The organism is Proteus sp. G2626, from assembly GCF_009915985.1.
Taxonomy (GTDB): domain Bacteria; phylum Pseudomonadota; class Gammaproteobacteria; order Enterobacterales; family Enterobacteriaceae; genus Proteus; species Proteus vulgaris.
This window is the reverse complement of record NZ_JAABNH010000026.1, coordinates 276,250-289,020: the sequence shown is the minus strand read 5'-3', so window position 1 is coordinate 289,020 and position 12,771 is coordinate 276,250. Positions and strand designations below refer to the sequence as shown.

Annotated in this window: 14 protein-coding genes; 3 read left to right on the top strand and 11 right to left on the bottom strand. The window is 41.3% G+C overall.

Features of this window, described 5'->3' with window-relative positions; all coding sequences use genetic code 11:
* Window positions 1–360: 360 nt before the first annotated feature.
* The 11 genes from flgL to flgB form a co-directional block, all read right to left on the bottom strand.
* Window positions 361–1,305, bottom strand: coding sequence for a flagellar hook-associated protein FlgL (gene flgL / locus GWJ05_RS12380; protein ID WP_087802138.1), 945 nt, complete (start codon window positions 1,303–1,305; stop codon window positions 361–363).
* Between the two features lie 24 nt (window positions 1,306–1,329).
* The gene (flgK, locus tag GWJ05_RS12375) at window positions 1,330–2,973 is read right to left on the bottom strand and encodes a flagellar hook-associated protein FlgK (protein ID WP_103004595.1); all 1,644 of its coding nucleotides are present in this window, start codon (window positions 2,971–2,973) and stop codon (window positions 1,330–1,332) included.
* 118 nt (window positions 2,974–3,091) lie between these two features.
* Window positions 3,092–4,078 (bottom strand): flagellar assembly peptidoglycan hydrolase FlgJ, encoded by a 987-nt coding sequence (flgJ, locus tag GWJ05_RS12370; RefSeq protein WP_036935749.1) that lies wholly within the window; start codon window positions 4,076–4,078, stop codon window positions 3,092–3,094.
* Window positions 4,078–5,184, bottom strand: coding sequence for a flagellar basal body P-ring protein FlgI (locus GWJ05_RS12365; protein ID WP_036935747.1), 1,107 nt, complete (start codon window positions 5,182–5,184; stop codon window positions 4,078–4,080). The genes flgJ and GWJ05_RS12365 overlap by 1 nt, the downstream gene beginning before the upstream one ends.
* Window positions 5,185–5,198: 14 nt before the next feature.
* Entirely contained in the window at window positions 5,199–5,942 is a 744-nt protein-coding gene (locus GWJ05_RS12360) for a flagellar basal body L-ring protein FlgH (protein WP_036935745.1), read from the bottom strand.
* A gap of 63 nt (window positions 5,943–6,005) precedes the next feature.
* The gene (gene flgG, locus GWJ05_RS12355; protein ID WP_036935743.1) at window positions 6,006–6,788 is read right to left on the bottom strand and encodes a flagellar basal-body rod protein FlgG; all 783 of its coding nucleotides are present in this window, start codon (window positions 6,786–6,788) and stop codon (window positions 6,006–6,008) included.
* 19 nt (window positions 6,789–6,807) lie between these two features.
* Window positions 6,808–7,563, bottom strand: coding sequence for a flagellar basal body rod protein FlgF (locus tag GWJ05_RS12350; RefSeq protein WP_087802137.1), 756 nt, complete (start codon window positions 7,561–7,563; stop codon window positions 6,808–6,810).
* A gap of 21 nt (window positions 7,564–7,584) precedes the next feature.
* Window positions 7,585–8,811, bottom strand: a complete 1,227-nt coding sequence (gene flgE, locus GWJ05_RS12345; protein WP_036935739.1) for a flagellar hook protein FlgE — start codon at window positions 8,809–8,811, stop codon at window positions 7,585–7,587.
* A gap of 27 nt (window positions 8,812–8,838) precedes the next feature.
* Window positions 8,839–9,669: a flagellar hook assembly protein FlgD gene (locus GWJ05_RS12340; protein ID WP_087802136.1), complete on the bottom strand. Its 831-nt coding sequence runs from the start codon at window positions 9,667–9,669 to the stop codon at window positions 8,839–8,841.
* Window positions 9,670–9,681: 12 nt separating this feature from the next.
* On the bottom strand, window positions 9,682–10,086 hold the full coding sequence (gene flgC, locus GWJ05_RS12335; protein ID WP_036935737.1) for a flagellar basal body rod protein FlgC: 405 nt from the start codon (window positions 10,084–10,086) through the stop codon (window positions 9,682–9,684).
* Window positions 10,087–10,096: 10 nt separating this feature from the next.
* Window positions 10,097–10,507: a flagellar basal body rod protein FlgB gene (flgB, locus tag GWJ05_RS12330; RefSeq protein WP_006533174.1), complete on the bottom strand. Its 411-nt coding sequence runs from the start codon at window positions 10,505–10,507 to the stop codon at window positions 10,097–10,099.
* A 209-nt stretch (window positions 10,508–10,716) separates the two neighbouring features.
* Between flgB and flgA the strand changes: the two genes are divergently transcribed.
* The 3 genes from flgA (at window position 10,717) to GWJ05_RS12315 (ending at window position 12,572) form a co-directional block, all read left to right on the top strand.
* Entirely contained in the window at window positions 10,717–11,373 is a 657-nt protein-coding gene (flgA, locus tag GWJ05_RS12325) for a flagellar basal body P-ring formation chaperone FlgA (protein ID WP_036935735.1), read from the top strand.
* A gap of 445 nt (window positions 11,374–11,818) precedes the next feature.
* Complete coding sequence (gene flgM / locus GWJ05_RS12320) at window positions 11,819–12,118, top strand: flagellar biosynthesis anti-sigma factor FlgM (protein ID WP_036935733.1); 300 nt, start codon at window positions 11,819–11,821, stop codon at window positions 12,116–12,118.
* 16 nt (window positions 12,119–12,134) lie between these two features.
* Complete coding sequence (locus tag GWJ05_RS12315; RefSeq protein WP_036935731.1) at window positions 12,135–12,572, top strand: flagella synthesis protein FlgN; 438 nt, start codon at window positions 12,135–12,137, stop codon at window positions 12,570–12,572.
* The last annotated feature ends 199 nt before the right edge of the window (window positions 12,573–12,771 follow it).

The following is a 12,771-nucleotide window of genomic DNA, read 5'->3' as shown; positions in this document are numbered from 1 at the left end:
GTTATGCATCAAGCATCAATCCAAAGTGAATATGAAGAAATTATTGATTTCATGATCAAAGCTAACTTATAAAAGAGTGAAGATAATGGTATTGCCTTAACAGAGTGGCAAAAGAAACGATTGAAAGTGTAGCAAGAAAATATATTTTAGTAGCTCAATTACGCAATATTACACCTAGTAAAATTAAGCAAAAAATAACTGAATCAAATAAATAAAATTCTAATCGTCCCAACTGGGATGCAGATACTCAGCTAGAAAAAAAGCATAATGTTATGGCTGGTGCTTACATTAAATAAAAAAATCCCCTGATAAATAAATACCAGGGGTGATATCAAAATATCTTAAAACAGTACTAAATAATTAGCGATACATTTTGAACATCGACATGTCTTTCATATCATTAAAGACTTTATAAGAAGCCTGTAATACAGACTCTTCTTGGTAATAATCAGAAATGGCTTGCGTCCAGTCTAAATCGCGTAATTCACTTAAACGTTTTGCGTTTCTTAACGACGTATCTGCCCCTAAATCATCCAAATTATCAAGTTCTTGAAGTTGTAAACCTAACTTGGCCTCAACACTTGAAATATTATTTAAGGTTGCACGGTTAACACGGTTTGCAGCATCAATTTTTTCTAATGCTGCATCACGATCTGCTTGTGGTTTACCTGTTAACGGTTCACGTAATGCAGTAATAGCACCATCTAATGCTTCAAAAATATCCGGTGCTGTTCCTTTACTCCCTGAAGATTGTAATGTTTCAATCCCAGTGAAGTTAGTGACCATTTCAATATTACTATCTACTTTTTGGGTAATTTGTTTATCACCACCTTGGTAGGTGATTTTGCCTGTTGCATCAGCCACAAAAGGCGGTTTATCTGATTGGAAACCAGCAAAAATATAGCGACCCACACCATCTTTTGTATTACCAATACCCACTAGCTGATCTTTTAAACCTTGTAATTGATCAGCAAGAGATGAACGGTCTTCATCACTTAATGTTGCATCATTACCCGCAGCAACCAGCGTTTCTTGAATTTTAGTTGTAATATTAACCATTTGACTGGCTAAACTCATTTGCAAAGACATACTGTTTTTTGCAAACCCACGCGCTGTTGCATATTGCTGGTTACGTGATTCAGATTGCTTAACCATAACGGCTTGAGAAGCCGCCATTGGATCATCTGATGGTTTTTCAACACGACGACCACTGGAGATTTTATTTCCTTCAGTCATCCATTTGCTTTGCGAACTGGTGATATTATCCATTCGCTGGGAAAATATTTGATTTGAACTTAAGCGCACAATTTATTCCTTAATTCGTGAGGCTTATAAAACCTGCATAATCGCATCAAACATGGTATTTGCTGTTTGGATAACTTTAGCATTTGCCATGTAATATTCTTGGATACGATACATTTCACCGTATTCTTCATCCAAGTTCACACCAGAAACAGATTGTTGCTGAGACTGAATACTTTTGGTGATTGAGGTCTGTGCATCAAAATCAACTTGTGCTGTATTGACTTTATTACCCACCATACTAATCAATGAGCCATACCCACCAGCAATTGTTGTTTTACCATCAATAATTTTTTCATCAGGTAACTCAAACAATTTTTTCATATTTTCGTTATCGCTTGGGCCTGTATCTTTAGAGCCAGCAGCCGCAATCTTACTTGGATCCGTCACAGCTACTTCCATACCTGCAATCACATTACCCACAGATTGAACCACAATAGAATCACCTTCTTGTGGTGTGCCATTAACTTTGATACTCATACCTTCGAATTTTAATTCGCCCGTTGTCGTATCAGGTGTGGCTTGAAATTTACGTTCACCAGGTTCTACTGTGACATTCCATTTGCCACCCTCATATGTAACGGTATAGTCAGCAGCTTTCACTTCTTTAGAATCGGTATATTTCACATCAAAGGTAGCATCACCTTTGTTTTTACCGTTCGTCATTACATGAGCACCACCTAACTTAAAGAAATCCTCACCTTTGTCACCATTTAAATCATAGCCTTCTTTGTGTTGTTTATTAAATTGATCACCCAACACTAATGCTAATTGATTCAATTGATTACGGCTTGGATCTAATACTTCGTTACGGCTACGGTATGCACCGCCAAGTTCACCGCCTTTAATGCGTTTTGCATCCACTTCACGAACTTCATCAATACCATTGCTATAACCGATAACAAGGCGTTCACTGTTTTTGTTTGATGGAATAGCGGACACTTCATAAGCGCGTGTACCAGAAACTAACGGTAAACCATTAGCAAATGTCACGTTAACAAAACCACCGTCTTGTTGTGTAACTTGAACATCCACTAATGTATTCAATTCTTGAACTAAACGATCACGTTGGTCTAATAAGTCATTCGGATCAGCACCATTAAAGCCTTTAGAACGACTAATTTCGTTATTTAATTTGGCGATCTGCTTTGTGTATTCATTGATGTTTTTAGAGGTATTCGTTACCTGACTATTGATATCTTTTTCCAGATCACGCAATGATTGGTCTGCTTTTGCAAACATATTAACCATGGCTTCTGCTTTACCAATAACTGTCGTACGTGCAGGATTATCTTCTGCATTATTTGTTACGTTTGGTAAGCTAGTAAAGAATTCGTCAATTGCACTCGAAACATCATTCCCTTTATCTGCTAACAAATCATTAATTTGTGAGATGTTTTTAGTATAGCTATTTAGGGCGCTTTGTTTAGTCACGGCACGATTCAATTGACCAGCCAGGAATTCATTGTACTCACGATGAATACGACTGACGTTTACGCCATTACCGATATAGCCATTACCGGTCATCGTACCCCCGTTTTCATTAAATACTGTCATTTGACGGTTATACCAACTAACTTTCTGATTAGCGATGTTATTACTGATAGTGCTCATCGCAGCTTGTGCCGCATTAAGTCCGCTCATCGCTGTATTAATTAAACTATTGGACATTTGTCTATCCTTTTACGTTTAGTCATCTCCCGTATGTACGGAGCATAACTGGGCAATTGATATGAATGCTCTGGTCTTTATTATCGGTTCTTCCCCTCTAAACTTGAGGGGAAAATAATTAAAATAAATCGCTTAAATCGTGAGTATAAGTTTTAGCAACTTGCTCACCGCTTCCTTTTAATTGACCAATAATTGAAACCAATTTTTTCGCATACCCGGGATCAGTGGCATAACCCGCTTCTTGGATACGATAAGCGGCTTGTTCTGGGGTTTGAGCTTGAGGTACTTTCGCATAACGAGGACTTTCAGTAATCAGTCTGAGGTAATCCTGAATAGCTTCAACATATGAGCCATAAACACGGAAATTATCACGCATCTTAATTGACTTACCCTCGATAACCTCTGTGGTCATTATATTCGTAACAGGCCCTTTCCAACTACTTCCTGCTTTAATACCAAAGAGGTTATAACTTGGCTTACCGTCACCTGTTAGGATTTCACGTTTTCCCCAGCCTGATTCAAGCGCAGCTTGAGCAACAACTAATAGGTGATGTACACCTGTACCTTCTGTCGCTTTTTTCGCTGGCCCTAACAATTTTGATGCAAAAGTAGCACTACTTTCAGATAAACCTTTAAGCTTGCCTATCGTACTTTCAACTGCATTTTGATACGGCTGCATAGCACGATAAATTTGCCCCAATGCTTGCGTTGGCATGGATTGAAAAATATCGCTGCCATCTAATGGCATTGGTGTTTTTCCTGCCATCTCACTAGGCTCCATTGTTACCTTGGCAGAAAGTTGTTTTTCTATCATGTCAGCAAAGCCCAAGCCTTTTTGTGATAAGTCTTGAGCGATTTGTTGATCATAAAGAGAGGTGTACATCTTGGTACTTTCTGAGTTAAACATGCCCTCTTGAGGAATCGCTTCACGCATGCTCTTTAACATCATTTGAACAAAAACACCTTCAAGCTGCTGCGCCACTTGGCGCAGCCCTTGCTGATCAGCGTTTTGTCCAACCTGATATTTAAGTTTATTCAATGCATTACTGTCATATGCCGGTGTTGATATTGTCGGCATTGAAGAAAGCAGAGATAAATCTTTCATCAGATAATCTCCAATCTCGCACGTAAGCAACCCGCGCTTTCCATTGCCTGCAAAATTGACATTAAATCTGTTGGTGTTGCACCAAGAGCATTTAATGTACGAATAACCTCATTTAGGCTAGCACTTGCATTCACTTGTTGTAATGAACCACCTTGTTCACTCATATTCACACTGGTGTTACGCGTTACAACCGTACTTCCTCCAGCAAATGGGGTATTAGGCTGGCTCACATTAACTTGGCTATCAACCGTGACAGAGAGGTTACCTTGTGCAATAGCACAACTTCCTAATGTCACATCCCGATTCATAACAACTGAACCTGTTCTTGCATTAATAATCACTTTTGCATCAGCAACAACGCGCTTAATATCAAGGTTTTGAACTTCTGCCAAGAAACGCACTTGTTCGCTTTTACCAATAGGAACGCGCAATTGAACCGTACGTGCATCTAATGGAATGGCTGTTCCCACACCGCGTAATTTATTAACTGCATCTGAAATGTGTTGTGCCAACGTGAAGTTTTCTTCATTCAGTTGTAAGTTTAATAGGCCTGTTTGACCAAATTGAGACGGTAATTCACGTTCAATAATCGCGCCACTACTAATACGCCCACCGGCTAATTGATTGACTTTGACACTATTTCCGCCCGCAGAAGCACCCGCTCCGCCAACCACAATATTGCCTTGTGCTAATGCATAAATTTGGTTATCAACCCCTTTAAGTGGAGTCATCAGCAACGTACCACCACGTAAGCTTTTTGCATTACCTAATGATGAAACAACGACGTCGATTGATTGCCCTGTACGACCAAAAGGCGGTAATTTTGCTGTTACCATCACCGCAGCAACGTTTTTCAATTGCATATTGGTGCCGGGTGGTACGGTGATCCCCAATTGTGAGAGCATGTTATTCAGACTTTGCGTGGTAAACGGGGTTTGCATTGTTTGGTCGCCCGTTCCGTCTAATCCCACCACTAAACCATAACCAATCAGCGCATTTTCTCTTACCCCTTCGACAGAGGTGAGATCTCTGATCCGTTCGGCATGGGCGGAAAAACCGACACATGTCATCACGATAAAGAAAAGGCTCATCGCTATTTTTTTCATCTGGATCCTACTCATTAAAAAGGTGACACATTTAAGAAGAAGCGTTGTAGCCATCCCATAGACTGCGCTTCATTAATATAACCGTCTCCGATATATTCAATACGAGCATCAGCAACTTGGGTTGAATTTACAGTATTAGCTCCACTAATTGTTCTTGGATTCACCACACCTGAAAAACGGATAAATTCAGTACCTTGATTGATAGCAATTTGCTTTTCGCCAATAACATGCAGGTTTCCATTGGCAAGGAGCTGATCGACGGTAACTGTAATGGTGCCTTTAAAGGTATTGTTCGCATTTGCGCCACCTTTACCGCCAAAGTCACTGTTTCCTTCCATACTCATATCTGTACGTTTATTACCAAATATCCCTTCTAAGAATCCCGGCGTAATCGCAGCAAGGAAGCCTGCTTTACCATTACGGCTGGCATTTGCAGATGAGTTTTTGCTTGCACTGACATTCTCTTGCAATGTAATCGTCAGCGTATCGCCGATATTTCGAGGACGTCTATCTTCAAATAAAGGTTGATAGCCAAAATAAACAGGCTGAGTGGACTGAAAAATAGAGCCATTAGGTGCAGGTGCTGTTGGTGCCGTTGGAACCGCAGTGGTATTACCTTCTACTAACGGTTTTTTGGGTATATATGCGCATCCGGTCAGTGTCAGTACCAACAGGGCGGTACCTAAACGTTGATGACGACGCCATCTGACACTAAGCGTTCTTGCCCCAGAATTGTCAGTAATGACCTTTGTATCCATCTTCGATACTCTTTTAGTAATACGCCTGACAGGAAACCCTGTCAGGCTAATGAACAAACGAAATTAGAGTTGCGTTAGTTTCTGTAACATCTGATCAGATGTTGAAATCGCTTTACTGTTAATTTCATAAGCACGTTGAGTCTGGATCATATTAACCAGCTCTTCTGCGACGTTAACGTTAGAGGTTTCAACATATCCCTGATACAGCAAGCCTGCGCCGTTGATACCAGGGGCATTTTCAGTAGGTGCACCAGAGCTTGCCGTTTCTAAGTACAAGTTTTCACCCACACTTTCTAATCCGCTATCATTAATAAAGGTAGTTAGTGTTAATTGACCTACTTGTTGTGGCGCAGGAGAACCTTCAATCTCAACACTAACAGTACCATCACGACCAATCATGACCTTTTTCGCCGTTTCAGGAAGAATAATTGCAGGCACAACTTGGAAACCACTGGTGGTGACTAATTGCCCATTTTGATCCATTTGAAAAGAACCATCACGGGTATAAGCGTCTGTACCATCAGGTAACTGGACATGGAAAAAACCCTGTCCTTTGATAGCCACATCACGAGTGCCATTCGTTTGAGCCAAATTACCTTGGCTATGTAGACGCTCAGTCGCAACCGGACGAACCCCTGTACCAATTTGTAGACCTGAAGGTGCATTAGTCTGTTCAGACGTCATCGCACCAGGCTGGCGAATTGTTTGATACAGTAAATCTTCGAAAACCGCACGTTGGCGTTTAAAACCATTAGTGCTGACGTTCGCGAGGTTGTTGGAAATCACATCCATGTTTGTCTGTTGTGCATCCAACCCAGTTTTAGCAATCCATAAAGAACGGATCATGGTTTTCCCCTTACACTATTTAACTCAGTGATAGCAATTGGTTAGCTCGTTGCGCATTATCGTCAGCGCTATGAATAACCTTCATTTGCATTTCAAAACGTCTTGCGTTTGCTATCATATCGACCATGGCTTCTGCTGGATTAACATTACTGCCTTCTAACACACCAGCTAACACCTTCACGCTATCATCCGCAGGTAATTCCTCACCAGCACGTGCTGTCCCTTTAGGGGATAAATGGAATAAACCATCATCACCACGAACTAAGTCGTTTGGCTCTGGTTTTACCATTTTCAAACGACCAATCTGCCCCAACATTTTTGGCGGATCAGTCGGCACATGCGCTGTCACAATACCGTTATTGGCAATACTGACATTTGCTTGAGGAGGTACTTCAATCGCACCGTTATCCCCCATTAACAAACGCCCTTGTACCATCAACATGCCATCTGCGTTACGTTGGATATTTCCGTTTCGGGTATACGCTTCAGTGCCATCATCAAGCTGAACAGCCAAATAGCCGTTATCACTTAACGCAACGTCCATTGATCTGCCGGTATAGTTCATCGTTCCTTGACTCTGATCGCTACCAGGCGTTGAAGCTACCGTTAATGTACGAGTCGGTAAGGTATCGCCATTGACAGGTACGGCTCGCATTGCACTAAGCTGCGCTTTGAATCCCGGCGTTGATGCGTTTGCTAAGTTATTCGCCACGACAGCTTGATTTTCCATCGAGTGTCTGGCGCCGCCCATCGCGGTATAAATCACATGATCCATAACAGATTATTTCCAGCGTTATTAGCGCAAGCTAACCAGAGTCTGCAGGATCTGATCCTGAGTCTTGATGGTTTGTGCGTTTGATTGATAGTTACGTTGAGCAACGATCATGTTGACTAACTCTTGGCTCATATCTACGTTAGACGCTTCTAATGCGTTATTGGTTAATTTACCGAACACGCCTGCGCCTGCAACACCCACGATAGGTGAGCCTGACGCGTTCGTTTCAGACCACATATTGTCACCTTGTGAGCTTAAACCGCCCGCGTTTGCAAAGTTAGCTAATGCGATTTGGCCGACAACTTGGCTTTGTTGGTTTGAGTACGTCGCCATAATTGAGCCATCTTGCTCGATACGGAAGTTAGTAAATTCGCCCGCTTGGTAACCGTTCTGCGCTAATTTAGATACGCTGGATTCAGAGACTTTTTGCTGAGTGCTACCGGTGAAATCCAATTCGATAGTACCCGCAGCAGAGCCATTCAAAGAGGCAATATTCATATCGGTCTTTGTATAACTCTCTAGCACCCCTGCATTGGTGTATTTTAAAGTACCTAAATCTTGATGAGGCGTTGGCGCACCACCCGCAGTTTTAGTTGAAGTATCTTGCCCATAAACTTTCCATTCATTGTCATTCGCCTTTACAAAGAATAAGTTCAGATTATGTTCATTACCTAAACTATCATAAGTGGTAACGTTAGTACTGAAGTTATAAGTATCACCATCTTTAGCATTAAATGGCGCTTTAGCGGGTTTCTCTTCACCTGAATTCAGGTTAACCGCCATATTGATTTTGTCTGTTGCACTGGCATTCATCATATCGGTAGGAATAACGATAGGTGTTGGTGTCGCCCCTTTTTGAACAACGTTTTTACCATCAACAACTTGTACTGGATAACCTGTTACACGCATACCTTGCATATTAGTCAGGAAACCATCTTTATTTTTACCAAACTCACCATTACGTGAATAAAAAACACCACCGTTTTGATCTTCAATACGGAAAAAACCGCCGCCAGAAATCGCCACGTCTGTTGGACGGTTAGTTGTGGTAATACTACCGTCTTTAAAGTTTTGGCTGATACCGGCCACTTTAACGCCCAAACCTGCGCCTGAACCGGCGAAAACATCAGCAAAAGAGACGTTTGCACCTTTAAAACCGTAGGTTGCGGAGTTAGAAATATTGTTACCGATAGTATCTAAGTTAGCGGCTGCTGCGTTTAAACCACTTACTGCTTGTGAAAAGGACATGCGCCCTCCAAGTTGAATATGTGTTAGTTAAAGAACCTGACGAATTTCATCCAATGAAACGGTATTACCTAAGCCAACATCAAGGCGGGCACCACCATCCACCATGGACACACTATTCACCAGCGCATAATTCAGTGTCTTAACAGGGACCTGAGCATCATTAAGCGTGGCGTTAACGGTGAATTTATAGCTTCCCGTTGGAACGGGATTGTCATCTTCATCAGTGCAATCCCAAGAGAAGTTATAAACATCCGGTAGCATCTTTTTGTCCATTTTGATTGTACGAACGGTGACACCACTGCCATTAGTGATGTTTATCGTAAGAGAATCGGTTGGACTGAGTAATTCAAAACCAAAAGGTGTTGAAAAAAGGTGTTCATCGCCAGAGGTATTTGGGTCGGCATCATCTGCTTTATACGCCCCCATTTGCTGACGTGTTTTTTCATTTTGAGTGTCGGGTGTTGGCATGGTATCACTCCCATCACCGGGTTTTTCAGCCTCACCTTTACCGTCGGTTGGCTGAAAGACAACGATTTTATTCCCAGAGACCATAACTCCACGACCAACCAATGAAGAGGCTTTTAACGCCTGACTTTGGTCAATTTGCCCAACAATGTTATTCACTGTTTTATTCAGTGTTTCGATACCTTCAACGGTTGAAATCTGAGCTAACTGAGACGTTAACTCATTATTTTGCATTGGATTTGTTGGGTCTTGATTTTTCATCTGGGTGATGAGAAGTGTCAGAAAATTCCCTTTAATATCTTCACTACCACTCTTTTTCGTATGGTATGAAGAAGGTGCATCCCCGATAATGGTATTATCATAAGGTTCATTCATTGAGGCGGAAATACCCACAATTTATTCTCCCTATTGACCTATCATCAGTGTTTTTTGCATCAGCGTTTTTGCCGTGTTCATCACTTCAACGTTAGCTTGATAGCTACGAGAAGCAGAGATGGTATTAATCATTTCACCCACGACATCAACATTCGGCATACGTACATAACCTTTTTCATCGGCAAAAGGATGTCCTGGCTGATATTCCATACGAAATGGGGCAGGATCATCAACAACTTCAGTAACACGCACACCGCCAATTTCTTGGCCAGCAGGTGCATTTACCTGAAAAACAACCTGTTTTGCACGATAAGGGTCGCCATCTGGACCCGCAACACTGTCGGCGTTTGCCATATTGCTGGCACTCACATTTAAGCGTTGTGATTGCGCTGAAAGTGCTGAACTTGAAATATCGAAAATACTAAATAAAGACATGCTCTTTACCTTACTGTTGCAATACAGCCATCATGCTTTTAACTTGCGAGTTAATAAATGTCACATCAGCCTGATACTTAAGGCTATTGTCAGCAAAATTACTACGTTCCATATCCATATCCACGGTATTACCATCCATCGCGGTCTGATGAGGTACGCGATACAACAAGTCCGCTTCTAAGCGGTAACCGGGTTTAATTGGGATATGGCGCTCTGATGTCATTGCTAATTGCATGCCATGACTGCCAGTGCGTCCGTTTTCAATGGTTTTTTTCAATTCAGAAGCAAAATCAATATCACGAGCCTGAAAGCCTGGGGTATCTGCATTAGCGATATTCGCAGCAAGAATTTCTTGGCGTTTATTACGTATTGAGAGCGCTTCTTGTTGAAAATGAAACGTATTTTCTAATTTATCGAGCATCTTCTATCCTTGGTGGCTAAGCCACTTACCTCAGCTGATAAAACAATTTCAGTTGACAGAATAAACGCTCAAAAAAAAGATGATTGGAGGAATAGGCGTAAATTGGATTGCTATTTATGCGTTTAAGGCGTGTAAAGGCGATGTACACTGTGCTGGCTAAATAAGTACAAATGCACAATTAGCATCAACGCTGTAAGGTGGTACAAACTATGTTAGTTAAAACTCTTATCGGTCTATTTTCTTTTTTCTTTATGGTGAATGTGAGTCTAGCTAAATCACTCCCTGAAGAACTACAAGATTTCTTTGTTGCACTTCATCAACCAGGCGATAAAGTCACTGTGACCGTTTTAACACCTGAAGAGAAATGGCCTGTGTGCCAAATACAAAAGATCCAACGCCATGCAGGCTCTCGCAATTGGGGGCGCCTTTCGATTCCCATTCAATGTGATAAACAACGCCGTTTTATTCAAGTTGATGTTAGCGTGAAGGGCAAATACTTAATTGCGAAAAAAGACATTAATCGTGATGACATTATTGAAACTTCTGCCGTTAGCATGGCAACGGGCGAATTAGAAAAATTACCTTATGATGTATTACGCGATCCGATATTCATTAAAAATGCGATCGCAATGCGACAAATATCCGCAGGAAAACCTTTAACTTCGACAATGGTTCGTCGCCCTTGGGCTATTTTGGCGGGACAAACAGTCACTGTATTTGCGCAAGGTCCTCACTTTCAGATCCGTTATGAGGGTAAGGCAGTAAACAACGCCGTGGCCAATGAAACCATTCGAGTGAGAGTAAAATCAGGGCAAATCGTCACGGGTGAAGCACTTGAAAATGGTGCAGTTCGCATCCCTCTTTAACCGATTAAAAAGCTGATAAGCCGAATAAGCCTATATTGAATTGCTTGTTACCCGTTTCAGTTATGGCAAGCAGAGGTAAACTCTCTTGCGCTACAGTTTTTACTCTAAATAATTCAAGGTGTATTAAAAATACAACCATATACATACTCTAAATAATTCAAGATGTAGCTAGGCGACAAATGAACGAATCGCTAGAAGCATACACAAGTATGTGACTAGTGTGGGTGAATGCAGTCAACAACGCTACGACTTGAAATATGACGAGTAATGGGACTAGTGAGAGTGAATGCAGCTAACAACGCTACAACTTGAAGTATGACGACTAAGATTAAAGTTTTTGATTCTACAGCCGATATAAAGAACCAAGATGATAGGCGAAAACACATAGGTTGTTTTACAATGGCTTCATCTGACGACTAATTGATGCCTAACAAAGGATTTTCCTATGAGTATTGAACGCGCAAATCCACTGCTTCCGATTAACGCAATTGCACAACGTAACCCAGGTGAAGTCACGCAGGGCTCACGTAAATCGGGAACAACTGAACAAAAAACAGCGACAGGTGACACTTCTGTAAAACTCAGTGAAGCACAGAAAAAACTTGTTCAACCTGGAAACAAAGACATTAACGTTGAGAAAGTTGCTCGCCTAAAAGAAGCAATTGCCAACGGAACATTAACCATGGACAGCGGTAAAATTGCGGATGCTCTTTTCCGTGAAGCTGCTGAAAGCATAACTCAATAATATTTTAATGATTATGATGGAAGAACTCCGCCAGACTTTAGATCTTCAATTATCACAGCTCAATACCATTGCAGGTATTCTACGCGCTGAACAGCAGTTATTGTGTGCAGGCAACATTGATATCAATGCACTTCACGAAGTTACTGAACAGAAGAATTTTGTCTTATCGGCTTTAGGTCATACAGACCAACAGCGTCATACGCTAAGCTTACAAGCTGGTATAGAAAAACCTTATACAGGTCTAGCATTCTTATCTGATTTATGGATACAGATAATAGATATTACGGCGGAGCTAAAACACCTTAATCAGCATAACGGATTACTATTAGAGCAACATATTTCTCGTAATAGTGATGCTATCCGTTTTTTACAGAAGAATCACAGCCCAACGCTTTATGGTTCTGATGGGCAAGCTCAGCGTTCAACACTGGCTGGACGTAAAATTCAGGTTTAGCTTTTCTGGGTAGTAAGCCCTAAATTCTCACGATACGCCATCAATCATGATGGCGTTTTGTTTTTCCGATTAAACACAAGTAACACCTCGTTTTCGACAATATAAATATACATCGAGTACTCTGACTCTCTCTCACCTTAAGCGTTCTCTTTACTTTATTTCTCTGACTTATCACGTTATCAGCATGCACCTTTCATTA